The organism is Roseibium sp. AWQ4_254 (genome assembly GCF_056161025.1).
This window is the reverse complement of record NZ_JBSWYH010000008.1, coordinates 60856-84059: the sequence shown is the minus strand read 5'-3', so window position 1 is coordinate 84059 and position 23204 is coordinate 60856. Positions and strand designations below refer to the sequence as shown.

19 protein-coding genes are annotated in these 23204 nt (G+C 60.2%); 11 read left to right on the top strand and 8 right to left on the bottom strand.

The genetic code is table 11. The features are described 5' to 3' along the window. The first annotated feature begins 6 nt into the window (after positions 1–6). From ACXAIC_RS07965 to ACXAIC_RS07930, 8 genes are all read left to right on the top strand, one after another. Positions 7–816: a hypothetical protein gene (locus ACXAIC_RS07965; protein ID WP_475175475.1), complete on the top strand. Its 810-nt coding sequence runs from the start codon at positions 7–9 to the stop codon at positions 814–816. Positions 817–821: 5 nt separating this feature from the next. Further along, positions 822–3113: a glycosyltransferase family 2 protein gene (locus tag ACXAIC_RS07960; RefSeq protein WP_475175474.1), complete on the top strand. Its 2292-nt coding sequence runs from the start codon at positions 822–824 to the stop codon at positions 3111–3113. Continuing rightward, positions 3113–4462: a glycosyltransferase family 4 protein gene (locus tag ACXAIC_RS07955; protein WP_475175471.1), complete on the top strand. Its 1350-nt coding sequence runs from the start codon at positions 3113–3115 to the stop codon at positions 4460–4462. The genes ACXAIC_RS07960 and ACXAIC_RS07955 overlap by 1 nt, the downstream gene beginning before the upstream one ends. 18 nt (positions 4463–4480) lie before the next feature. Continuing rightward, on the top strand, positions 4481–5671 hold the full coding sequence (locus ACXAIC_RS07950) for a polysaccharide pyruvyl transferase family protein (protein WP_475175469.1): 1191 nt from the start codon (positions 4481–4483) through the stop codon (positions 5669–5671). Positions 5672–5905: 234 nt separating this feature from the next. Next, positions 5906–7435, top strand: a complete 1530-nt coding sequence (locus ACXAIC_RS07945) for a DUF6212 domain-containing protein (RefSeq protein ID WP_475175467.1) — start codon at positions 5906–5908, stop codon at positions 7433–7435. Positions 7436–7440: 5 nt separating this feature from the next. Continuing rightward, on the top strand, positions 7441–10230 hold the full coding sequence (locus ACXAIC_RS07940) for a glycosyltransferase (RefSeq protein WP_475175463.1): 2790 nt from the start codon (positions 7441–7443) through the stop codon (positions 10228–10230). Positions 10231–10273: 43 nt separating this feature from the next. Further along, positions 10274–11617, top strand: coding sequence for a polysaccharide pyruvyl transferase family protein (locus ACXAIC_RS07935; protein ID WP_475175460.1), 1344 nt, complete (start codon positions 10274–10276; stop codon positions 11615–11617). Next, positions 11617–12435: a glycoside hydrolase family 16 protein gene (locus tag ACXAIC_RS07930; protein ID WP_475175458.1), complete on the top strand. Its 819-nt coding sequence runs from the start codon at positions 11617–11619 to the stop codon at positions 12433–12435. Before ACXAIC_RS07935 ends, ACXAIC_RS07930 begins: the two co-directional genes overlap by 1 nt. A 202-nt stretch (positions 12436–12637) precedes the next feature. Here the strand turns inward: ACXAIC_RS07930 and galE are convergent, their stop codons facing one another. Then, positions 12638–13669: a UDP-glucose 4-epimerase GalE gene (galE, locus tag ACXAIC_RS07925; protein WP_475175457.1), complete on the bottom strand. Its 1032-nt coding sequence runs from the start codon at positions 13667–13669 to the stop codon at positions 12638–12640. Between the two features lie 568 nt (positions 13670–14237). On the opposite strand from galE, the gene ACXAIC_RS07920 reads away from it, so the two are divergent. Genes ACXAIC_RS07920 through ACXAIC_RS07910 form a run of 3 tightly spaced genes read left to right on the top strand, consistent with a single transcriptional unit; the run spans position 14238 to position 17147 of the window. After that, positions 14238–15272: a TRAP transporter substrate-binding protein gene (locus tag ACXAIC_RS07920; protein ID WP_475175455.1), complete on the top strand. Its 1035-nt coding sequence runs from the start codon at positions 14238–14240 to the stop codon at positions 15270–15272. After that, positions 15272–15781, top strand: coding sequence for a TRAP transporter small permease (locus ACXAIC_RS07915; RefSeq protein WP_475175452.1), 510 nt, complete (start codon positions 15272–15274; stop codon positions 15779–15781). Before ACXAIC_RS07920 ends, ACXAIC_RS07915 begins: the two co-directional genes overlap by 1 nt. A 7-nt stretch (positions 15782–15788) precedes the next feature. Then, positions 15789–17147, top strand: a complete 1359-nt coding sequence (locus ACXAIC_RS07910) for a TRAP transporter large permease (RefSeq protein ID WP_475175451.1) — start codon at positions 15789–15791, stop codon at positions 17145–17147. Between the two features lie 62 nt (positions 17148–17209). Here ACXAIC_RS07910 and ACXAIC_RS07905 read toward each other — a convergent pair whose 3' ends face one another. Genes ACXAIC_RS07905 through pobA form a run of 7 tightly spaced genes read right to left on the bottom strand, consistent with a single transcriptional unit; the run spans position 17210 to position 23165 of the window. Then, entirely contained in the window at positions 17210–18529 is a 1320-nt protein-coding gene (locus ACXAIC_RS07905; RefSeq protein WP_475175450.1) for a lyase family protein, read from the bottom strand. 54 nt (positions 18530–18583) lie between these two features. Continuing rightward, positions 18584–19420, bottom strand: coding sequence for a 3-oxoadipate:acetyl-CoA acetyltransferase (locus ACXAIC_RS07900; protein ID WP_475175448.1), 837 nt, complete (start codon positions 19418–19420; stop codon positions 18584–18586). An 18-nt stretch (positions 19421–19438) separates the two neighbouring features. Then, positions 19439–20059, bottom strand: a complete 621-nt coding sequence (gene pcaG, locus ACXAIC_RS07895) for a protocatechuate 3,4-dioxygenase subunit alpha (protein WP_475175446.1) — start codon at positions 20057–20059, stop codon at positions 19439–19441. Positions 20060–20061: 2 nt separating this feature from the next. Continuing rightward, entirely contained in the window at positions 20062–20787 is a 726-nt protein-coding gene (pcaH, locus tag ACXAIC_RS07890; protein ID WP_475175445.1) for a protocatechuate 3,4-dioxygenase subunit beta, read from the bottom strand. Next, positions 20784–21209: a 4-carboxymuconolactone decarboxylase gene (pcaC, locus tag ACXAIC_RS07885; RefSeq protein ID WP_475175442.1), complete on the bottom strand. Its 426-nt coding sequence runs from the start codon at positions 21207–21209 to the stop codon at positions 20784–20786. The genes pcaH and pcaC overlap by 4 nt, the downstream gene beginning before the upstream one ends. Beyond that, a complete protein-coding gene (gene pcaD, locus ACXAIC_RS07880) occupies positions 21202–21996 on the bottom strand; it encodes a 3-oxoadipate enol-lactonase (RefSeq protein ID WP_475175441.1) in 795 nt (264 codons plus the stop codon). Before pcaD ends, pcaC begins: the two co-directional genes overlap by 8 nt. Continuing rightward, entirely contained in the window at positions 21996–23165 is a 1170-nt protein-coding gene (gene pobA, locus ACXAIC_RS07875) for a 4-hydroxybenzoate 3-monooxygenase (RefSeq protein WP_475175439.1), read from the bottom strand. Before pobA ends, pcaD begins: the two co-directional genes overlap by 1 nt. Positions 23166–23204: the final 39 nt, after the last annotated feature.

The following is a 23204-nucleotide window of genomic DNA, read 5'->3' as shown; positions in this document are numbered from 1 at the left end:
AGCGCCATGACCGCCGCCAACCTGGAAAAACGACCCGAGACCAACGTGGACACCAAGGCTCCACAGACCACCGGCCATAAGAGTGAGAGCGTCGTCTCTGGCGAAAAGACCCCGAAGATCCAGGGCCGTGTCGATGCATTCGAACAGGGCCGTCTTCTGGGCTGGGCCTGGGATGCCGCCAATCCGGGCGACCGGATGACAATCCATGTCTTGCATGATGGCGAGCGGATTCTCAGCAAATTGGCCGAGACGAAGCGCATCGACCTGCAGCGCAACGGCATTGGCGATGGTGGTTATGCGTTTGACTTTGAGCTGCCGCAGGCGGCCGCTGCGGCGCCCGATGGCTTGTCGGTGATTGCCGAATCCCCGAAGGACGGCGTGCAGCTGACCTTGCCGCGCCCAAGTGCGGAAGAGCGCGCAGCAGAAGCCGCTGTTGCCCTCCCGCTGGCGCTGGTGATGAAGAAGCTCGACCGGGTCATTACCGTTCAGGGACAGGCTGCGCTCGGTCAGCGCGATGCCACTGAGCTCTTGAAAGAAACCACGGCGCGGATCGATACGCTTGCCTCCAAGGAAGGCGAGCTGGGCGAAGCGCTTGGCCTGCTCAAGGGCGGGCAGAGCGACCTGTCGCAACGGGTCAAGGAAATCGAGGTCTTTCTGCTGCGTTTCGATGCCACTTTGAAGGGCTTTGACGACCGGCTGACGGTGCTGAAGGACCGGAACCGGAATTCGCTGCGGGTGCATATGCTGATCCTGGCGGTTTTGGTCGGCTTTGTCGGCGGCATGGTGGTGGCCGCTGCGGGCGGTTTATGGAGGTAACGGCAATGGACCAGATTGTCCGTCTGGAGGGAGCGCGTAAAATGTCCGGCACAGCGCCGGACACTCAGGCGGAGCCTGCGGCGGCGTCTGCTCCGGCTGAGGCGGTTCTGCCCCTGGATGGGCGCACTCTGGTCTTTGCGGCTCTTGACCGCGACACGGTTGTGATTGCCGGGGCCGGTGACACGTTTGCGGTCAATCTGCCGGTCATCTTGAATGAAGACCCGCAGCAGACGGTTCCCGGCACGTTTGTCAGCTTCCCTGACAAGGCCAAACCTGCAGATGGGCGGGTGCCCTTTGCCGCCGTCCTGTCCCTCGCCGGGCGTGCGCCGGGCCGGATTGGGCGGGTCACCATCCGCAGCAACGGCCGGTCCCATGTTTATAATATCGCGCAGGGGCCAGTCGAATTCGCGGTGCTTCTTGCGATGGTCTGCGCCACAGTGCCCCAGACCGAGATGAGCATCGTCGATCTCTTGGTGGATGCGCTGTTCTCCGAGCGCTCCGCCCAGGCCAATCGGCAAGCGGCCCCGAACATCCTGCAGCGGGCGGCTCGGGCCGACGGATTTGTCGAAGTGTTGGGTGGGTTTGATGAAGGGGAGCTGTATCTTCAGGGCTGGTCGCGGGATCTGACCGCCGGGGCGAGCCGGGTGTTTGCCGTTACAGAGACCTTGCATCTTGCCGAGCTGACCTGCTGTCTCTTTGAACGCAAGGATACGAAGGGCAAGGCGGCCGGATTTGCCGGACTTCTGGAGACGGGCAGCATCCTGGACACAGGCTCCTTGAAAGGGCTTTTCTTTCGTGGCCGCAGTGGATGGAACCGGATTGACGTGCATGAGCGCTGCGCGCGCCCGCCCGTGCGAAGTTTGCCCGGTCAGATCCGGGCACTGCTGCCCGGGCTCGGGCCTTCCGGGGATAGCTGCAGCAGGCTGGAGCAGGCCGCGCAGCGTTTTGACGGCAGCGAAACCGTCAGCGCTCTGGATGTGCCCGTCCGGGTCGGGCTGGATCTTTCAACGGCCGCTGAAGGGGCCGGTCTTCTGCTCTCCGGCTGGCTGTTGGATCCCGAAGGCCATGTGGAGGCAGTCCATTTGCGCAGCCCGTCTGGCCAGGTGCGGCTGGATACGGCCTGGACCCCCCAGACCCGCCCGGATGTGACACGGGCCTTTGAGGATCTCTCTCCTTTTTTGGCCGGAGCGTCCGCCAGTGACCGGTCCAGCCACCGGCATGGGTTTTTGGTGTTTGTTCCCTTCGACGAAATCCATCCAGCGGGGGAGAGGGCCCCGTCAGACAGCGCCTATCTGGAGATCAGGCTCAAGGACGGGCGCTCGGCCTATGCGCCGCTGGCGCTGGGCAAGACATCCTTGCGCAGCGCATTCCAGCGGCTGCTGGCAGGGCTCAACCCGGCGGTCTGTTCTGAAACAGACGTCGTGGAACGCCAGTTCCTGCCTATGTTCCAGGGTGCGGTGTGGCCGGAGCCGAAGGTCGACACAGTTCTGGATATTGGTGCTGTGCCGGAGACAGCCCCGCGCGCGCTTGTGATCGGCCTTGATGAGGCGGTTGAAAAGCTCAGGACGCTCCTGCCGGTTCTGGCGCTTGACCCTTTTTTGAAAGGGACACCTCTTGTTTTGAGCGGAGCTGCCCCCGTGGTCAGCGCCCAGTTACAGGAAATCCGCCGTCTGGCAGGGTTCTACGCTATGGCCGTGCGCGCAGTTCTGGCCAATCATGTGGATGACACGCTTGATGCCCTCCAGATGGGGATGGACGCTGCCCCGGCCGCAACGGTGGTGTGTCTTGGCGCAGGCGTTGTGCCGCCGGGGCCCGGCTGGCTGGAGCCGCTGATGCTGGCCTATCAGTCCCGGGCAGAGGACTGCCTTGTGACCCCGACCCTTCTTTACGAGGACGAGACCATCCGCTGGGCAGGCAGCTGGATTGAGCGCGAGGACGGGGCTGCGGCCTTGAAACAGCATTATCTCGGCTATCCGCGCCGCACGGTGCACGGCATCAAGACCCGGGAAGTGATCGCTGCGCCCTTTGACTGCTGTGTGCTTCCCAGAGAGGCGGTCGCCGCGGTTGGCGGGTTTGCCCGCTGCTATCTGGGTACGGATGAGAAGGGCATGGATGCCACCTTGAGGCTCAGGGCCAAGGGGCTGAAGTCGTTCTGGGTGCCGGAGGTGGAAATGGTGCATCCGGAAGCGGCAACCGGAGGCGGGCACCTGTGGACCCGGCTTGCGGGCGAGATGGACCGCAGGCAATTCGACCTGGCCTGGGCAGGCTCTCTGGACAGTTTGAAAGGGGAGGCGTGATGGCGGAGGCCCGGAAACGCAAACTGGCGCCGATGGCTGATACGATGCGGGTGCTGATCATTTCGCATGGTCATCCGGCCCTGTCGCTCGGGGGGGCGGAAGTGGCCTCTTACAATTTGCATCTGGGGCTCAAGGAAGCCATGGATGCTCAGTCGTTTTTTCTGGCCCGGGTGGGGGATGACTATCCCCGGCACGGCCGGTCCGCGCTGATGGGGGTGCCGGAGGCTGATGATGAGCTGCTCTTTCACGCTGACGACTATGACCCGTTCCTGATTTCCAACAGGAACACCAAGGATCTGAAGGCCGATTTTCACCGGTTTGTGCGGTCTCTCGGGCCGGATGTGGTGCATTTTCATCATTTCATCGGGCTGGGGCTGGAAATGCTGCATCTGGTGCGCGAAGCGCTGCCGAAATCTGCGCTTTTCGTAACGCTGCACGAGTTTCTGCCGATCTGTCATCATCACGGGCAGATGGTCAAAACGGGCAGCAATGCCCTGTGCCGGGCGGCTTCTCCGATTGCCTGCCATGGCTGTTTTCCGGACATTGAGCCAGGCGCCTTCCTGCGCCGCAAGAGGTTCATCCAGTCCTTGCTGGACCTGGCGGACGGGTTCATCTCCCCGAGCGGCTTTCTGGCGGAACGCTACCGGCAATGGGGGCTTCCGGGCGACAAGATCCATGTTCTGGAAAACGGGCTGAATGTGGAGCAAATAGCGGAGCCAAGGGCGTTGAAAGGGGAGGGCGACCGGCGCTCCCGCTTCGCCTATTTCGGCCAGATGACGCCCTACAAGGGGGTAGATGTGCTTCTGGAGGCGGTCCGGCGGATACCGGAAACCGTATGGGGCGAGGATGCCTGCCTGACCATCTTTGGCGGCAATCTGGAACGCCAGCCGGAGGCGTTCCGGGAGACAATCGCCAACAGCCTCAAAGCCGCTGGTGTCCGTGTGCGGTTTGCCGGAGCCTATCAGAACAGGGACATGCCCGCCCTGATGCGTCAGGTGGACTGGGTCATGATGCCCTCGGTCTGGTGGGAGAACTCCCCGGTCATCATTCAGGAGGCGTTCTTTCACGGGCGTCCAGTTATTTGCAGCGGGATCGGCGGCATGGCGGAAAAGGTCCGTCATGGCGTTGACGGCCTTCATTTTCTGGCGGGCAGTCCGGAAGATCTGGCCGACCGGATGTCAGAGGCCCTGCAACAGGACACGCTGTGGGAGGAGCTGAGGGCGGGCATTGCCGCTCCGAAGGATTATCAAAGCTGTGCGCTAGAACATCTTGAGGTCTACAGGGCGGTTCTGGCTGGCCGTTCCGCTCCGGCAGAAGATCTGCCGGAGGACCTGCAAAAGAGCGCGTAAATATTAAAGGAAAAACATATGTCACGCGTTTTGGTCATGATCCCGTCAGGGGAAGTTTATAACCACGACAATGTGCGCTGGTATGGCTGCCAGGATGTGCAGAGGAGTATCAATCACTATCACAATATCGGTGATGCCTTTGTCTTCGATTCCACCCTGAAGCTTTTGAATTTCACAAAGCTTGAAACCCTCACCATCAAGGCTTTTGTGGAAGAGGATGTGGACCGGCTGCGCGAGTCTTTCGACTATGTGGTCCTGCGCGGCTCCAACTACATTCATTCTGGAATGAACTGGGAGCTGGCCGAGCCGGTTCTGCGGCGTCTCGGACTGCCGGTGCTGGCCTTCGGCATCGGGGCGCAGGCGCCGGTGAACGGGCGGATCGAGTTGAGTGAGAGCACCAAGTCCGTGCTGCGATTGATGGCTGAGTCAACCCGGAGCATCGGGGTGCGGGGCGCCTACACGGCCGAAGTTCTTTGGGAAATCGGGATCCGCAACACGCGGATCATCGGCTGCCCGACTGCCTTCCGCAGGAATGACCCGGACCTGAAGATCATGCTGCCCAAGGTGGAAAATGTGCGCAAACTGGGGCTGACAGTCCGGCGGGAAGTGTCGCCCGCCTATGCGCAGGACATCAAACAGTATCTGACCTTTCACCGGGACCTGATCAAGTCCTTCGCCAAGCGCTTCGACACAACGCTTCTCGCCCAGGGGGAGGTGGAAGAAAAGAAGCTGGTTCTCGGTACGCCGGAGCAGAAGGAAGAGGCATTGGCCGCGCTGAAGGAAAGTGCCTGGGTGTCGCAGTGGTATCTGGATGAGGAGGTTGAGGCCCTTTACCGCAGCCGTCTGTTTTATTCCGATGTGGTGGCCGACTATGACGACGCGGTAAAGGCCTGTGATCTGGTTCTGGGCTACCGGCTGCACGGCAATCTTATGGCGCTCGCCAACGGGGTGCCGTCCATTTATTTCACCTATGACAGCCGCACGCGAGAATTCGCCGAAACGTTCAAAATTCCCAGCTTCGACGTGTTTTCCGAACAGGTCTTCCGGTTGAGCGACTATTGGGACCAGTCCCGGTTTGACGGGTTTAACAGGGCCTATCAGGCTGCTTATGCTGCAATGCAGCATTTTTTGAGCGAGAATAAAATCGACCATAAAATGGTTCCTTCTCACGGTGTCCTTGATAAAGGACGCGCCTTCGCAGCTTGCTGAAAGTCAATTTAGTGCGAATTTAGAAGTAAATAATAGTAAAATAGAGCGTAAATATATTATATTTCGCGATTAATTTATGTATCTTATTTTAAATGCATAAAACATTTGACTTTTTACTATATTGCGCCGCATTATTGTCACAAATAAACATGAAATTTAAGTCGTTGTATTTGGTGATCTAGCTGTGGGGAGCTGTGGATAGGCTGCCCAGGCTGAGCAAAACTGGGGGCTCCTATGACAGTTGTGGCCACGCAAGAGGCATTTCCCGTCGACACGCAGGTAAATGAGGAGAGGCTCCTGAAGGATCTGACTCTGATTGCTGTCGGGGTAGCGCGTCACGACCTTCCGGCTGCCCTTTTGGGTGCAGTGCAAACTGTCTGGTTCGAAGGGGTTTCAGAGGGGCAGGCCGTTTTCTCCGACGAGACCGGGGCGGTCTTTCAGGTGATCGAAGCACCGCTTTTGCCCGTTGCGGTTCTGGCTGATCCGGGGGCGTCTGGCGAGACGGAGATCCTGACCAAATGGCTGCAGCGGCACGGTGTTGTGCAAATGCCTGCTACCGTCGGCTGGAGCCGGGGCCGGGAGAATGAAGCCCTGTCTGCGGTTCTCGGGTTGGTGGCCGACCATGTGAAGGCTGGGGCGCGGCGTCTGGTTCTGTCCAATCGGGAACTGCGGACCCTGCGCAGCCTCAATGACGATCTGCAAAACAGGTTCGCCGCGCTTGAAGCGTTTTTGAACCGGCACGGCCTGCAGCCGCTCGACCTGATCTTCAGCAACGAACCGGCGGAAAACCCACTCAACGCCAATGTTCTGGCCAGCGCCTCTGATGAAGGCATCAGCCAGATCCTGCCCGTGCCGAGTTCCGGCGTCAGCGGGGTTGCGCTCCATGTGGACCAGACGGGCAGCCGTCCGGATCTGAAATTGCGGGCCCAGCTGGTCACGCTCGAGGATTTGCGGATCGTCGATACGTGGCAGATTTCCAGCGGCGACCTGACGACGGGCTGGAATGTGTTTGGTCTGTCCAAATCCACGGCGGGTCTCAACAGGACGCTTGAATTCCGGCTGCTGGCCGAAGCGGGGGATGACGAGGTGCCGGTGCTGTCGGTGGGCAGTCTGCAACCCATCGAAATGTTCCAGGTTCGGGATGCCTCAAACGGCCTGCCGGTGCTGAAAAACAGTCTGGCGCTGCAGGTCTGGGGTGGCATTCCCGGGGTCTCCATGCCGCCGGCTGCCAACTATATCCCGGCTCAGTCCCAGGATGTGGGCAGCAAGGAAGGGTTCCGGGACATGCCGATTGCGCCGGGCATTCTGGAACATGCCAGCCTGGCCAATACCGATGAAGTGTCCTTTGACTTTGAAGCGATCATGCCGCTGCCGTCTGAACGGGCTATTGGCTGTCATCCGCCTGCGGACGGCATGACCATCGGTGAGCTCCCGGCCGCCTGTCCGCCACAGATCATCCGCCTGTCCGCCAAGGCGTTTATCGACAATAGCCGGGCGGCCGATATCGAATTCGCCATAGCAGTGGCCGGGACGCTGGAGGCTGCCAAAACCCTGCTGCGGGAAGAGCGCCAGGTCAGTGTCGGCGAAGCGTTTTCCGGTTGGAAGACGGTGTCGTTTGGGGAAAGCACCCAGTTGAGCGCCTTTGCGGCCGAACAGGTTGGGGCCTGGCAGAATGTCTATTTCGCAACGCGCATGAGTGAGGCGGGCAACAACGACTTCGCCTGGGCCAAATTCGCCAATTTCCGCGCCGTTGTAAGCGGGTGACGCACGTGCTTAACAAGCCCCTGCCCCCGAAGGACCTGCCGAATGTGCGCTATGCCCAATTCGGCAGTCACGAAAAACCGGCGGCAACGATCGCCATTTTGATCCCGGTCTACAAGCACTCGGTCCTCTTGACGGAGGCCGTGGATGCGGCGCTGGCCCAGGATGCGCCGTTCAACATTGCCGTTGTGATTGTCGATGACGGCTGTCCCTTTCCCGAAACAGCCCAGACCGGCCAGGCCTATGCGCTGGCCCATGACAATGTCTATTACCTCAGAAAACCCAATGGGGGCCTGAGTTCGGCGCGCAATTACGGGATCGACTTTGCGCTGAGAACCTTCCGGGACCTGGAGGCGGTCTATTTTCTGGACGCGGACAACCGGATCACCCCGACCGCCATGCGGGTCCTTCTGGACTATATGCGCGCGAACAAGGGGGTGGACTGGATCTATCCCAATATCGACAAGTTCGGGATCGAGTGGAACGGCAATTATACGGCGCAGTATTCCCGGCTTTTGCATGTCACCTTCGACAATATCTGCGAGGCGGGCAGCCTGGTGTCCCGGGTCATGCTCGATGCGGGCATCCGGTTCGACGAGACGATGAAGGCCGGCTTCGAAGACTGGGAGTTCTGGCTTCAGGCGATCTCCAAGGGATTCAAGGGCGCCAATTATCCGTTTTTCGGCTTTGAATACCGCCAACGGGCGGAAAGCATGCTGCGCGATTCCAACCGGACGCGGGAAAGCATTCTTGGTTATATCCGCACCAAGCACAAAGACCTGTTTTCCGCCGATACGCTGTTGCGCTGGGAACATGAAGAGACCCCGCGCTATGTGGCATTTGGCACCGATTCCTATCTGGTCGACCTCTTCACAGACCCGGCTGTTGCCCATGAGCGGCGCGGGTTTGAGGAATTTGTCAAAATGTTCTGGGCGGCCAAGAGCGAGCCGGAAACCTTTGGGGTGCCCCCCTTCTGGCTCTGGATGTCCCCCGCGCACCGGGATGCTCTCAAGGGCTTCGGCCTGCTGCATAATGTGCTCTGGCTCGGCGAGCGGCTCAGCAAGTCCCACAATTTTGTGGCCATCCGGTTCGAGCATGACAAGGACCGCCTCGGCGTCGAGGTCGCAACGCTCGGCGAGGGCAAGGAACTGGGCAAGCGCCCGCTCGGCTGGATGTGTTCCCTCGGTATCTTGAAACAATGCGTTGAGGACAAGTCGGACGACTGGGTGCGGACCTTGCGCAAGGCGCAACCCTCTCCCAAAATTGCGGAGGTCGTGGTGCGCGGGCCGTTTTCCGCCGACGACATCCAGGGCACGGCCCTGTCCTCCACCAACAGTCTTCTGGCCACCCTTGGCGCCTTGCGCGATTCAGGCTACCGCAACGGGCCAGATGCACGCTGGATCTGGCGCTCGGCCTATTTTCCGGACCGCAGCACCTATCACGAATTGTTGCGCCATACGCTTGGGGCCTCGCCGGTGATGCCGCGGCTGGCCACGGAAAACGGCCCCTTGCGGGTCGGTCTACTGCTGCCGATTGCCACGTTCGGCGGGGTGGAAAAGGTGGCCTATGCGGCCGCCCGTGTGTTGAAGAATGCCGGTTGTGAAGTGCATCTCTATGTCTTCGGCAAACCCGTTTATAACCGCATTCCCGACAATGACGGGCTCTTTGACAGCCTCAATTTCCTGGCGGATGACTATCCGCTTTGGGGCGGCCCGAACACATTTTCCGGCCATGAGCTGCTGATGGGCCATGACGAAAACGCCAAGTCTGAGGAAATTCTCGGCTTTCTGTCCGGGCTTGATGTGATCGTCAACAACCAGTTGGCGCCCGCCAACGCCGTCTTTGGCGAGTTGCGGCGCCGGGGCGTCAAGATCGTGAATTATGTGCATGTGCTGGATGCCTCGGACATGGGGCGGGCAGCTGGCCATCCCTATCTGGCGCTGGCTTATGAGCACATCTATGACAGCGTGCTGACCTGTTCCCGCGACATGGCCGAATGGCTGCATGGAATGGGGGTTCCGAGCGCCAAGCTGCTGCATATTCCAAATGCGCCCGGCTATCCTCTGGACCCTGAGGAGGTCCGCAGCCTGACCGCAGGCCGGGCCGGGGGACGGGGCGGCAAACTCCGGGCCCTGTTCCTGGGGCGTCTTGACCGGCAGAAGGGCATTGAGCGCATCCTTGCGGCTGCCCGGACGCTGAAACGGCGCGGCATTGCCATTGACTGGCGGATTGTCGGCTCCGACGTCATGGATGACGGCGCGGGCAGCTCTTGGAAGGACAGGTTCGCGGATCTCGGCATCCGGGTGGAGGCGCCAGTCTATGACAGCCGCCACCTGAGCAAGCTGCTGTCCTGGGCGGATGTTTTTGTCCTGCCGTCCCGTTGGGAAGGGGCGCCGCTAACAATCATCGAGGCACAGCGGCTTGGCTGTGTTCCGGTCGCAACGGATGTCGGAGCGGTTCGCGAGCTGATCGACCACAAGCGCGACGGCCTTTTGCTGCGGGCCAGCGACGACGGGGTTGTGACCCACGACCTGATTGCTGCGCTGGAAGGGCTCGCCGGCGCGGGAGACCAGGTCAAGGCCCTGTCTGCCCGTGCCTCTGCCAGAGCCGCAGACCGGAGCTGGGACAAGAGCCTGCAGCCATTTTTAAGACAATTGCACACCTGGTTTCCGGAGCGTTTCCAGACGATCCGGCGCACCAAGGGGGCGCAAACGCAGATGGACGAGGGGACCGGGGGAGCCGGACCGCGCCGGACCAAAACACCGCGGCGCCGGGGTCTTCAAACCTCAGTCCGATAACCGAAGGGCGCTTGCAGCCCGATAACTGGAAGGTGCAGATCACATGAAAAAGCTCTTCGTGCTGAATGGCGGCGCGGCCGTCAAACCGGGGAACAAATCAGCATTTCTGAAGATTGACGATCCGCTCTCAGCCTTTGCTCGCGGGGGGATCAACACAGGCGACGTGCTCGTCTATGATGCCATGCTGAAGGCACTGGCTTATGACCAGATCAAGAACCTGCAATTCGCCCATGCAGGTGATGAGAAACTTTGGCCGGAGGGGGAGTATGACGCCACCGTTATCCGGGGGTCCAACTACCTGACCGAGACGGTCGACATCGGCAATGTGATCCCGCTTCTGAAAAAGCTGAAAGGCCCGATTGTGCCGGTCGGAGTTGGCGCCCAGGCCGCCAAATACAAGAAGCTGGAAATGCCCAAGGGCAGTATCGAGGCCTGGAAGATCATCGCCGACAAGTGTGAGACCATCGGCGTGCGCGGTGTCTACAGTGCGGAGGTGTTCAACGACATCGGTATCAAGAACATCCGCATTATCGGCTGCCCGAGTTTCTACCGGAACCTGCGCCCGTCCATCGAGATCAAGCCGTTTGACCCGGCCAAGGCCCGGGTTGGCCTGACGCTGAACCGGTATCTGTCGGCGGATTACGCCTCCAATGCCACCAAGACCAACCGCATGCAGCGGGCTCTGATCCAGGCGGTTGCCAAACGGTCTGCCAACCGGCTCTATTCGCAAGGTGAGCGGGAAGAGACCCTGGCCATTTTTGAAAGCGGCGAGGCGAAGCAGAAACACATCTCCTCGATCCTGCAAAAATATGGTCTGAGCGGCGACAAGGATGTCGAAACGCTGCTAAGCGAGCGCATGCAGGCCTTTTTCGACGTGGATGAATGGGCGGCCGACGCAAGAGAGAATGTCGACGTGCTGGTCGGCTTCCGTCTCCATGGCAATGTCATCGGTCTGCATCAGGGTATTCCGGCGGTCTTCTTCACCTACGATTCGCGCATCCGCGAACTCTCCACCCTGTTTGCCATCCCCTCCATCGAGGTGGAGGACTACATGCCGATCAATCTGGAGAAGATCTTCGAAAGCGCAGATTTCTCCAAGGTGCAGCATGTCTACCGGCTGAACTATGCCGAATATCACCGCTTCCTGAGCGAGAACGGCCTGAACCATGTTCTGGCCAAGCCGGTCGCCGCGCCGCCCAGCAATCCTCTGACCAAGCCCAATCTGGTTCAGCGCGAACAGGATCTTGGGGAAGTAACTGGCTGGTTCCAGGACGAGGTCGAGTACATGACCAGCGAGATCGAGGTGCTGCGCAAACGGGCGTGGAACCTGGAGCTGAAACTGCGCGAAGTGACCGGCCCGAAACCGGAAGCCAAACTGGCAAGCTGATGGGGATCATCCGATCCTTGCCGGACGTTTCGCCTGCCCGCCGCCGGTTCTTGAAATCGGTTGCGGGGGGGCTTCTTGCTGCGGGCAGTGTTGGGGCCTTTCGGCCCCGGTCCGCTTTGGCCAGAGCGCCGCTCCCGGTTCCTCTGACAACGTTGCCGGGCGACTGGCAGCTCTCCTTTGAAGATGATTTCAACGATCCGGTCCGGTTTCTCAAGACCTGGGAATTGCTGAAGCGCGGTGGCCATCAGCACCAGACCATGCGCTATCCCAAAAACGTTCTGGTGGAAGATGGCGAGCTCGATTTGCGGCTGGGCCATCAGAATGATCCGGATCGGCCGTTCACTGGCGGTTATGTGCGCACCCGCACATTCCGGCAGACCTATGGCTATTTTGAATGCGAGATGCGGATTGCGGCTGAGGCCGGCGTCAACAATGCGTTCTGGATGGTTTCCGATCCTGAAACTCAGGGGAACACCCAGTTCGAGCTTGATGTAGCCGAAGCCAAACACCCGAATGTGGTTCAGGTGGCCGCCCGGCGCTGGAAGCCGGACAAGATCGTGTTGGCCGCAAGCTACCGGTCAGAGGCGCGGCTGGAGGAAACCTTTCACCGCTTCGCCATGTTGTGGACCGGGGAGATCTTCCGCTTCTATGTGGATGACCGGGAGATCTTCCACGTGGCCAACAGTTTTGCCCATACGCCGGCCTTGCTTTTGTTCAGCAATGCGGTTGCTCCCTTTGCCGGAAAGAATGATGGCGATGTGGCAGGCGCCGCGACCTCCGTGCGCCATGTGCGGGTGTTTCAGAACGTGGCGGCGTGAGCGCGCGGTTTTGGATCTTGACCCTGATCGTAACGTCACCGGTTCGTCGGCTCCGCAGATCCACTTCGCATTGGCCTATGGTGGCAGGTGGTCGTCGGATGCGCCGACGATTGTGCCAGAACCGTTGACGCAGAACGTTCAGTCTTTCTTGCCAGACGCATGTCCTTAGGGAAGTCCGGCAGCCATTTTGGGTGGGCTTCGTTCAAACATCCGGGCTTTCATACCCGCGCGGGTTCTTGCAGACCCAGTTCCAGGTGTCACGGCACATGGCGTCCAGATCCCGTTCTGCTGTCCAGTTCAAAAGCGTCTTTGCAAGCTCCGTATTGGCATAGCACTCGGCCACGTCGCCTTCCCTGCGGGGGGCGAAGGAAAAGCGGATTTCCTTGTTTGAGGCGCGTTCGAAGGCCCGGACCATGTCCAGCACGCTGTAGCCGTTGCCGGTGCCCAGATTGACCGCAAAGCAATTGGCAGGCGCGGAGCCGGAGGCCAGAACCTCATGGGCCCGCAAATGGCCCTCCACCAGGTCCGTGACATGGATATAGTCCCGGATGCCAGTGCCGTCTGGAGTGTCATAGTCCTTGCCGAAGATGGACAGCTGTTCCCGGCGGCCATCGGCCACTTGGGTGATGAAGGGCATCAGATTGTTGGGAATGCCGAGCGGATTCTCGCCGATCTGGCCGCTTTCATGGGCGCCGACCGGATTGAAATACCGCAAGATGCCAAAGCGCCAGTCGGCATTGCTGGCGGCCACATCCCGGAGCATATCCTCAATCATCAGCTTGGTGCGCCCGTAAGGATTGACGGCGCGAGTCGGGTGGTCTTCGGTCAGGGGCAGGAATTCCGGTTCCCCATAAACGGTTGCGGAGGAGGAGAAGATCATCTGATAGACACCGCAATTGGCCATGGCCATAAGCAGGCTGTGGGTGCCGACAAAATTGTTTTCATAGTAGGCAAGCGGAATCTGGCTGGATTCGCCAACGGCTTTCAATCCGGCAAAATGCACCACAGCGGTGCACTTATAGGTCTTCAGAATCTGTTCCATAGCTGCCCGGTCACGGATATCAGCCGTTTCGAAGCTGACTGTCTGGCCCGTGATTGCGGCGATGCGCTCAATGCTGAGTTTGTTCGCATTCGACAAATTGTCAACCACAACAAGGTCATATCCAGCTTTCTGGAACGTGACGCAGCAATGTGATCCGATATAGCCGGCACCGCCGGTGATAAGAATAGTCATGAAACCCCAGTCCTGCCACTGATCCGTTTGCGAATCTTCAAACATGATGAAATTATCTTGATTTCAGTTTTTTGTCTAAGGTTTGACGAAAAAATATTTATATACGAGAAAAATGTACTTAAATTAATTCGGATATACTTAAAAGTTTGCGCGTATTTATCATATTGTTTGTTTCGGGGCAGCCTATTAGGCCAAGCTTATTGTGGTTCTGATAGCCGTTCCAGGCACCTGGAAAATCATGACGGCACGGGATCCCTGCTTGCAAGGAGGAACCAAGCTTTGCTGCAAAACCGGCCTGACAATTCCAGGTAGTTTGTTGTCGTTATGGGCAAGTATATATCTCAATATCTCATTTTACATTCCAAAATCATTCGGTGAGGATAGCTGGGAAATGTGTGCTGTGCACGTTCAGCCAGTTGCACCGGATCGCGGTGTTTCCAGGCTTGACCGGGGAGCTTCAGGCTGTTTCTGATTGGCGGAGCGTTGCATGGGAATGCAGCACGGGTGGCCGCTGGTCCGTGAGAGAAACAGGCCGACCGCTAGCAGCACGTTCGCTGGAGGAGGAAACATGTTCAATCTGAAAACCGCAGCTTTGGCTGCTGCTGTCATCGTTGCCGGAACAGTATCGGCGACGGCGGCTGAGTATGAATTCAAGCTGCATCATTTCCTGGGCGAGAAAGCCCCGGCCCACGCCAAGATGCTCGTGCCCTGGGCCAAGCAGGTGGAAGCAAATTCGGGTGGCAAGGTGGCCATTGAAATCTACCCGGCCATGACCCTTGGCGGGCGCCCCCCGGAGCTGATCAACCAGGTGCGCGACGGGGTGGTGGATCTCGTCTGGACCGTCAACGGCTATACGCCGGGCCTGTTCCCACGCTCTGAAGTGTTTGAGCTGCCGGGCATTCACAAGAACGACACAGCTGCCACCAATCTGGCGCTTGCGGATTTGTTCGAGGACGATCTGAAGGAAGACTACAAGGGCGTGGAAGTCATGTTCCTGCATGTCCATGCAGGCCAGGGCATTCACATGCGGGACACGGAAGTGCATTCCCCAGCGGATCTGGCGGACAAGAAAATCCGCATTCCGACCCGCACGGGCGCCTGGGCGATTGAAGCGCTCGGGGCTGCGCCTGTGGCCATGCCGGTGCCCGAATTGCCGCCTGCGCTGCAGAAGGGCGTGATCGACGGAGCCATGATCCCTTGGGAGATCATTCCGCCGCTGAAGATTCAGGAACAGACCAAATACCAGATCGAGGGCGCCGACAAGGAGCGGTTCGGCACCACCGTGTTCCAGGTTTCCATGAACAAGGCCCGTTGGGACAGCCTGCCGGAAGATGTTCAAAAGGCGTTCCGGGATGCATCCGGCCGCGATTGGCTGACGGAAGTCGGCAACATCTGGGCTGCGTCGGATGACTTCGGCATTGCCCTCGCCGTAAAGGCGGGCAACAAGCACATCATCTTGACGCCGGAAGAAACAGCGGTCTTCAACGAGGCCCTCGCCCCCGTGGTCGGCCGCTGGGTGGACGAAGTTTCCGAAAAAGGCATTGACGGTGCCGCGCTCGTCGAAAAGGCGAAAGCTGCGGTCGCCAAGAATGCGGCCCACTGATGACCGCATCCCAGCACAGAGGCAGCTCCGGGTTTATCGGGGCTGCCAGCCGGCTGATCACGCTGTGGGCCCTGCTGGGCGGCGGCGTTTTGCTGGTCGTTGTCGGGGTCAACATGCTGACCATAATCAGCGGTCAGTTCGGCAAGCCCTTTCCTGGGGATTTTGAACTCACGGAAATGGGCGTCGCGATTGCCGTTTTCAGCTTTCTGCCCTACTGCCAGCTCTCCGGCGCGAATGTCTCGGCCGATATCTTCACCGCATCTGCCCCGCCGCGCGTGGTGGCGTTCTTTACTCTTTTGGGCTCGGTGGTTGCGCTTGGGTTCGCCTTTCTTTTGATCTGGCGCATGTATCTGGGGCTGCTTGACCAGAAGACCTATGACTACACCACGACCATCCTGCAGATCCCGCATTGGATGGCGTTTGTACCGATCCTGATTTCCCTTGCTTTTCTGGCCCTGGCCGCCTTTGTCACGCTGATCCGCGATGTGAGCGCCCTGTCGAAAGGATAACCCGAAAATGGCGGATGCTCTTGTGCTCGGGCTCGGCGGCTTGGCCGTTCTCATCGCCCTTATCGCAATAAGAATGCCGATTGCCTATGCCATGATCCTGGTGGGTGCGGGGGGCACGATGCTGCTCAACGGTCCGGCACTGGTTCTGAGCCAGTTGAAGACGCTGGCCTATGGGCAATTTTCCATCTACGACCTGTCCGTCGTGCCCATGTTCGTGCTGATGGGGGCGATTGCCTCCAAGACCGGGCTCAGCCAGGCGCTCTTCCGGGGCGCCAATGCCTGGCTCGGCTGGCTGCGCGGCGGCACCGCAATGGCGGCCATTGCAGGCTGTGCCGGGTTCGGGGCGGTTTGCGGTTCGTCGCTTGCCACGGCCTCCACGATGGGCAAGGTCGCCTTGCCCGAACTCAAGCGCTACCGCTATTCCGGCGCCTTGGCGACCGGAACGCTGGCTGCCGGCGGCGTGCTCGGCATTCTGATTCCACCTTCCGTGGTCCTGATCATCTACGCAATCATCGTGGAAGCCAACATCGTGACCATGTTCATGGCCGCGTTCCTGCCCGGTATTCTGGCGGTTATCCTGTTTCTGCTGACTATTGCGATCTATGTGGCTGTCAGGCCCGATGCGGGCCCGAAGGGCGGGGTTGCCGACAAGAAAGAATTCGCCGAAGCCACCGTCGGCATGATCCCGGTGCTGTTTATTTTCGGGCTGGTGATCGGCGGCATCTATCTCGGCCTCTACAACCCGACCCCGGCAGCGGCCGTTGGCGTGTTTCTGGTGCTGGCTTTCGGCCTGGCGCAGCGCAAGCTTTCCTGGCACGATTTCATTGCCGCGCTCAAGGAGACCGCCGGAACATCCGGCATGATCTATCTGATCATCCTGGGGGCGGAGCTTCTGAAGATTTTCATGTCCCGGGTGGGTCTGCCGCAAGAGACGGCGGCCTGGATCGTCGCCTCCGGGCTCGACCCCATGACGGTCTTGATTCTGCTGCTCGTGGCGTTGATCCTGCTCGGCTGCCTAATGGACAGCCTGTCCATGATTCTGCTGGTGATCCCGTTTTTCTGGCCGGTTCTGGTCGAGGTCAACGGCGGCATCTATCAGGGAGCTGATGGCGCTGGCTTCGGTATGAGCACGGAGGACCTGAAAATCTGGTTCGGGGTGCTGGCGCTGATCGTGGTGGAGCTTGGCCTGATAACGCCGCCGGTGGGCATGAATGTTTTTGTGATTTCCTCCCTCGACCGGGAAACGCCGATGATCGAGACCTTCAAGGGGGTGGCACCCTTCTTTGGGGCGGAGATCATTCGCGTTATTCTGCTGGTCAGCTTCCCTGCGCTGACACTCTGGCTGCCAAGCATCCTGCAATCATGACAAAGCGGGCCGGACACCTCATATTAGGCTCAGGAGAGTGGCCGCCGGAATTACGTTATGTATCAGGACGGTGATCTGCTGCGCTGCGCGAAAATGCGGGTGGCCATGGCCTTGGCCTCTGCAACCGCGCTGTGCGGGTCCAGCACGCTGGTCCAGTCCAGGCCGGGGGGGGCAAGTGCGCTGAGGGTTTCGGCAAACGGGGCCGGGCCTGCGGCGGCCTTGGCCACCAGATCCTTGGCCTTGCTCTTGGAGATCCCGGCCCGGGCCAGAGCGAAGCTGGCCGCCTCAGCCATCATCTCCGGATTGCCGGTGATTGTCCTGGAGAGACTGCTGGCATCCGGCCGCAAGGATCCTGCCAGATCCTGCCCGTGGCGCAGGGCCGTACCCGTGGCCAGCAGAATTTGCGGCACAGCCATCCATTCCAGCGGCCAGCTGGCTCCATCCCGTTCTTCTGCCGGGGCAGCGGCGGCCGCAAGAGAAGTCTGGGCCGACAGCGCGATCTGAAACAGCACCTTGAGCGTTTCGGCCTGAACCGGATTGGCTTTCTGCGGCATGGTGGAGGACCCGCCACCGGTGCCGCTGGACAGTTCATTGATGTCCGAGCGGCCCATCAAAATGAGATCCCCCGCCATTTTGGCAAGTCCGGCGCAAACGCTGACCAGCCAGCCCGCAAGGACAAGCCGGGGTGTGCGGTTAACATGCCAGGACGGGCTGTTTTCCAGGGCAAGCTCTTTGGCAAGGGCCGCGGCCACCCCTGCGCCATCCGGGGCAATCGCACTGTTGATGCCTGAAGCGCCACCGAATTGCAGCCGCAAGACTGTGCGGCGCAGCTCCGGCAGGGCAGCTTCCGCGTCGATCAGCGGATGGGCCCATTGGGCGATGCGATAGCCAAGGGTGATGGGGGTGGAAACCTGGCTGCGGGTGCGCCCGGCCAGCAGTTGCTCCGTCTGGGTGTGGCTTTCCCTTTCCAGCGTGTCGATCAGCGCGGTGAGACGCGGGCCGATCAGATCGAGGCAAGCTCGGATTTGAAGGGTCTGGGCCGTGTCGATCACATCCTGGCTGGTGGCGCCCCAGTGAAGCCAGCGCCCGGCCTCGCTGTCCACATGGCGGCGCAATTCCGCAACCAGGGCAGGCACCGGCACACCGGCTGAGGCCGTCCCGGCTGCCAGGGCTTCCGGGGCGACCTGAACCTCCCGCAGGCCCGTCTCAATCCCGTCCGCTGCAGTTTGCGGGATCAGGCCAAGCTGACCCTGCACCTTTGCAAGGGCCCGCTCAAAGGCAATCATATGCGCAAGATCGGCCGCATCATTCAGATGGGCGGCAAGATCCTCGTCACAAAAGAGGCCTGCATAAACAGGGCTTGAAAACAGGGATAGGGGCATGGCTCTCAACGGTCAGGGTCTTGCTCCCATTTGAGAGCCAAGGGCGGGGCAAGGTCAAGCGGCCTTGAGCGGAACATCCAGGATCTCACGGGCCTGCTGCCAGGTGGCCACCGGGCGCTCGTATTTTGCGCACAGATCCGCAGCCCGTTTGACGAGGGCGGCATTGGAGGGGGCAAGGGTCTGCCGGTCCAGGCGCACATTGTCTTCCAGACCGGTGCGGGTGTGGCCGCCTGCAGCGATGCACCATTCATTGATGGTCAGCTGATGCTGTCCGATGCCGGCCGCGCACCATTCCGCGCCTGGCACGAGTCGCCCGACCGTCCTGATGTAGTAGTCGAACACATCCCGGTCGACCGGCATGGCGTTTTTCACGCCCATGACGAACTGCACATAGAGCTTGCCCGGAATTCGCCCGTCCTTGTTCATGGCGGCGGCCTGATGAATGTGGCTGAGATCGAAGGCCTCGATCTCCGGCTTGATCTTGTGGGTCTTCATCTCCCCGGCGAGCCAGTCCACCAGATCCGGCGGGTTCTCATAGACCCTGGTGGGAAAGTTGTTGGAGCCGACGGAAAGCGATGCCATATCCGGGGACAGCGGCAGCATGCCGCCGCGCATCTGGCCTGCGCCGGAGCGGCCGCCAGTGGAAAACTGCACGATCATGCCGGGGCAGTGTTTTTCCAGCCCTTCCTTCAGCCGCGCGAATTTCTCCGGATCAGAGGACGGGGTCTCATCGTCATTGCGCACATGGGCATGGACAATGGACGCCCCGGCCTCGAATGCGGCCTGGGTGCTTTCCACCTGCTCGGCAACGGTGATCGGGACCGCCGGGTTGTTTTCTTTTTTCGGCAGGGAGCCGGTGATGGCAACGCAGATGATACAGGGTTTGGTCATGGTTTTTCTCGTAGCGGGTCAGATGTCGAAGAAGACGGTTTCATCTTCGCCCTGCAGCTTCACATCAAAGCGGTAGACGGGTTTGCCACCGCGTTCGGTTCTGCGCGCCAGCAGGGTTGCCCGGCGCCGTTCCCATTCGATCAGGTTCAGGACCGGGTCGCCTGCATTGGCGTCTGTCTCGTCCTCAAAATAGAGCCGGGTCTGGAGGCCGATATTGATGCCCCGGGCGACAATCCAGAGGGTGATATGCGGGGCCATAACCTTGCCGCCCGCGTCTGTCACCTTGCCGGGCTTGATGGTGTCGAAGCCCCATTCGCCGGTTTCAAAATCGGTGATGACACGCCCCCAGCCCCGGAAGCCGTCCTCAACCTCGCCCGGATGTTCCGGATGGGCATAGATGCCGTTGGCATTGGCTTGCCAGGCTTCCAGGAGCACGTCCTTGATGGGTGAGCCCATGCCGTCAATCACCTGGCCCTCAATGCGGATGCGTTCGCCTTGCGCGTTGGGCCCGGCAATGTCCCAGCCAAGCTCGTGTTGATAGATGTCGAAACCGGCAGCGCCCGGAGCCAGGCCGATATGGACGTAAGGTCCGGCGGTCTGGGACGGGGTCTCTTTCAGATAATCCAGTGTCTGGCGCATGGTCAGTTCCCTTCCGGCCGGTTCTCAAAAAGGGTCGAGCGGCGGCCGCGCAGAACGATGTCGAACTTGTAGGCAATCGTGTCGAGAGGAATGGTGGCATTCAGATCCAGCTGGGCCACCAGCTGTTCAATGGCATCCGGATCCGGGATTGTTGCCACAATCGGGCATTTTGCAATCAGCGGATCGCCCTCGAAATAGCATTGTGTGATCAGCCGCTGGGCAAAGGCGCTGCCGAAGATCGACATATGGATATGGGCCGGGCGCCAGCTGTTGACCCAGTTGCGCCACGGATAGGCCCCGGGTTTGACTGTCCGGAAACAGTAATACCCTTTTTCATCCGTCAAGGTGCGGCCGCAGCCGCCGAAATTCGGATCAATCGGCGCCAGATAGGTGTCTTTCTTGTGCCGGTAACGTCCGCCCGCATTGGCCTGCCAGATCTCCACCAAAGTGTTGGGCACCGGCCGGGCGTCTTCGTCCAGCACCCGGCCGTGCAGGATGATGCGCTCACCAATGGGACCTTCGCCGGGTTTGGCATAGTTGGTCAGAAGATCATTGTCGCCCGGATCAATGTCCTTGTGGCCGAAGACCGGACCGGTGCTTTCGCTGACCGTGGTCTCCAGGCTGATCATGGAATATTGCGGCGATCGGGACACGCTGGTTTTGTATTCCGGCGTCAGTGCCGGGGGCTGCCAGCGGCGGTCCCGCTGGTAATAAGGGCCCGGTTTCATTGTCTCTCCTCCCTCGCTGCGCCAATGGGCACAGCCGCATGCGGAGCGTTCCGCTCCATTTCCGCGTAGGTTTCCTTGGCGATCTTGAGGGCCTGATTGGCCCGCGGAACGCCTGCATATATCGCAACATGCTGAAAGGCTTCCAGCACATCTGTCTTGCTGGCCCCGGTTCTGGCAGTCGCGCGGATATGCATGGCAATTTCCTCAAAATTGCCAAGCGCGGCCAGCAGAGCAAGGGTGAGCATGGACCGGTCCCTGGGCGTAATTCCGTCCGACGCCCAGACCGTGCCCCAGGCTCCCTCCGTGATCAATGTCTGAAACGGTTCGTCAAAGGCGGTTTTGGCGCTTTCCGCGCGCTCCACGTGGGCATCACCCAGCACGCTCCGCCGAACGGTCATGCCGTTTTGAAAGCGGTCAGTCATGAAGCTGCTCCTTAAAAAATGACAGGAGATGGGTCGTAAAGGCGTCCGGCTGCTCCACACAGGGCAAATGTCCGGCCGCGCCGATCTCCTCAAAACGGGCGCCTGGAATGCGCGCCATCGTATCGCGTACCAGATCGGGCGGGCTTGCCAGGTCCTCCCGGCCGCACAGGCCAAGGACAGGGCAGGTGATCCCGCCGGCCGCATCTCTCAGGTCGGCCCCGGCAATGGCTTCGCAGCTGCCAATATAACCCTCCACCGGCGTCCGCTCGAACATTGCCTGCCAGCCCAGGCAGGCGTCCGTCTCGCGGAAGCTGGAAGTGAACCAGCGTTCCATCACCGGCGCGGTGATTGCGGCCAGGCCGCCGCCGCTGCGGATGAGGCTGATCCGGTTTTGCCACATGCCGCTGGTTCCCATTTGTGCGGCGGTGCTGGACAGAACCATCCGGCGGATCCGCTGCGGCTGAAGCAGGGCCAGCCGCTGGCCGATCATGCCGCCAATGGACAGCCCCACAAAGAGGCAGGAGGAGATCTTGAGCCGGTCCAGAAGGTCGGCCGTGTCCTGCACCAGAGCGTCCAGTGTGTAAGGATTGGGAGGGGTGGAGGAGAGACCATGGCCGCGCTTGTCAAAGCGGATCAACCGGTAGCCGTCGGGCGGAAAGCGCGCGACCACCTGATCCCACAGCCGCAAGTCCGTTCCCAGCGAATTGGCAAACACCACGGGAACCCCCTCAGGGTCGCCATCCTCGCGCCAATGAATATCAGCCGATGTCAGCCGCGCGATCCGCATCAGTAGGGCAGCCCCACATAATTCTGGGCGAACCACTTTTGGGCCGCTTCATTGTAGTGGAGCGACTCGATTTCCGCCCGCTGCATCTTCAGGTCGAAGCCGGTCTGATCCGGGAACCGGTGCAGCATATTGGTGGTCGCCCAGCTGAACCGCTCGGCCTTCCACACCCGGGCAAGCGCCTTTTGCGAATAGGTGTCAATGCCTTCGCTGTCCTTGTCCAGATAGTAGCTGCCCAGGGCCTCCTGAAGGTAGTGCACGTCCGAGGCCGCTGTATTGAGGCCCTTGGCGCCGGTGGGGGGCACGATATGGGCGGCGTCGCCGCACAGGAACAGCCGTCCCCAGCGCATGGGTTCGCAGACGAAAGAGCGCAGCGGTGCGATGGATTTTTCCAGCGTCGGCCCGGTGACAAGCCGGTCTGCAACAGACTGGGGCAGGCGGCGCTTCAACTCGTCCCAGAACGCCTCGTCGCTCCAGGCATCCACCCGGTCGTCCAGATCGCACTGGACATAGTAGCGCGACAGGTTCTCGTTGCGCATGGAACATAGCGCAAAGCCCCGGGTGGAATTGGCATATATGAGTTCGTCATGGACCGGAGGGGTTTCCGACAGGACCCCCAGCCAGCCGAAAGGGAACACCTTCTCATATTCTGTGCGCACGCTTTCCGGGATGGTGGTCCGGCTGACCCCGTGAAAGCCGTCGCATCCGGCCACAAAGTCACAATCGATCCGCCGGCTTTGGCCGTCCTGAACAAACGTTACATAAGGGCTGTCCGTTTCCACCCCGTTGATGGTCACCCCTTCTACATCAAACAGGGTGGTGGCCCCGATGATGTCCCGGGCCTCATAGAGATCCCGGGTCACTTCCGTCTGGCCATAGACAATGACGTTCTGGCCGATCAGATCGTGAAAATTGACACCGAACAGCTCGTTTTCATAAGAGATGCAGGTGCCGTGGTGGACAAAACACTCCTTGTCCATACGCTCTGCCAAACCGGCGTCGCGCATCATGTTCACAAGACCGGTTTCCAGAATGCCCGCGCGGATGCGCTTGAGCACATAGTCCCGGGTCTTGCGTTCCAGAATGACGGTTTCAATGCCTTTGCGATGAAGCAGCTGTCCGAGCAGCAGGCCAGACGGGCCGCCGCCAACAATAACTACCTGAGTGCGCATGGGATCCTCCTTGACTCCGCTCATATTGAATGTTCAAAA

Excerpts from the sequence above, each read along its gene's own strand:
- ACXAIC_RS07965 (WP_475175475.1), top strand. The coding sequence starts at position 7 with ATGACCGCCGCCAACCTGGAAAAACGACCCGAGACCAACGTGGACACC.
- ACXAIC_RS07960 (WP_475175474.1), top strand. The coding sequence starts at position 822 with ATGGACCAGATTGTCCGTCTGGAGGGAGCGCGTAAAATGTCCGGCACA.
- ACXAIC_RS07955 (WP_475175471.1), top strand. The coding sequence starts at position 3,113 with ATGGCGGAGGCCCGGAAACGCAAACTGGCGCCGATGGCTGATACGATG.
- ACXAIC_RS07950 (WP_475175469.1), top strand. The coding sequence starts at position 4,481 with ATGTCACGCGTTTTGGTCATGATCCCGTCAGGGGAAGTTTATAACCAC.
- ACXAIC_RS07945 (WP_475175467.1), top strand. The coding sequence starts at position 5,906 with ATGACAGTTGTGGCCACGCAAGAGGCATTTCCCGTCGACACGCAGGTA.
- ACXAIC_RS07935 (WP_475175460.1), top strand. The coding sequence starts at position 10,274 with ATGAAAAAGCTCTTCGTGCTGAATGGCGGCGCGGCCGTCAAACCGGGG.
- ACXAIC_RS07930 (WP_475175458.1), top strand. The coding sequence starts at position 11,617 with ATGGGGATCATCCGATCCTTGCCGGACGTTTCGCCTGCCCGCCGCCGG.
- galE (WP_475175457.1), bottom strand. The coding sequence starts at position 13,669 with ATGACTATTCTTATCACCGGCGGTGCCGGCTATATCGGATCACATTGC.
- ACXAIC_RS07920 (WP_475175455.1), top strand. The coding sequence starts at position 14,238 with ATGTTCAATCTGAAAACCGCAGCTTTGGCTGCTGCTGTCATCGTTGCC.
- ACXAIC_RS07915 (WP_475175452.1), top strand. The coding sequence starts at position 15,272 with ATGACCGCATCCCAGCACAGAGGCAGCTCCGGGTTTATCGGGGCTGCC.
- ACXAIC_RS07910 (WP_475175451.1), top strand. The coding sequence starts at position 15,789 with ATGGCGGATGCTCTTGTGCTCGGGCTCGGCGGCTTGGCCGTTCTCATC.
- ACXAIC_RS07905 (WP_475175450.1), bottom strand. The coding sequence starts at position 18,529 with ATGCCCCTATCCCTGTTTTCAAGCCCTGTTTATGCAGGCCTCTTTTGT.
- ACXAIC_RS07900 (WP_475175448.1), bottom strand. The coding sequence starts at position 19,420 with ATGACCAAACCCTGTATCATCTGCGTTGCCATCACCGGCTCCCTGCCG.
- pcaG (WP_475175446.1), bottom strand. The coding sequence starts at position 20,059 with ATGCGCCAGACACTGGATTATCTGAAAGAGACCCCGTCCCAGACCGCC.
- pcaH (WP_475175445.1), bottom strand. The coding sequence starts at position 20,787 with ATGAAACCGGGCCCTTATTACCAGCGGGACCGCCGCTGGCAGCCCCCG.
- pcaC (WP_475175442.1), bottom strand. The coding sequence starts at position 21,209 with ATGACTGACCGCTTTCAAAACGGCATGACCGTTCGGCGGAGCGTGCTG.
- pcaD (WP_475175441.1), bottom strand. The coding sequence starts at position 21,996 with ATGCGGATCGCGCGGCTGACATCGGCTGATATTCATTGGCGCGAGGAT.
- pobA (WP_475175439.1), bottom strand. The coding sequence starts at position 23,165 with ATGCGCACTCAGGTAGTTATTGTTGGCGGCGGCCCGTCTGGCCTGCTG.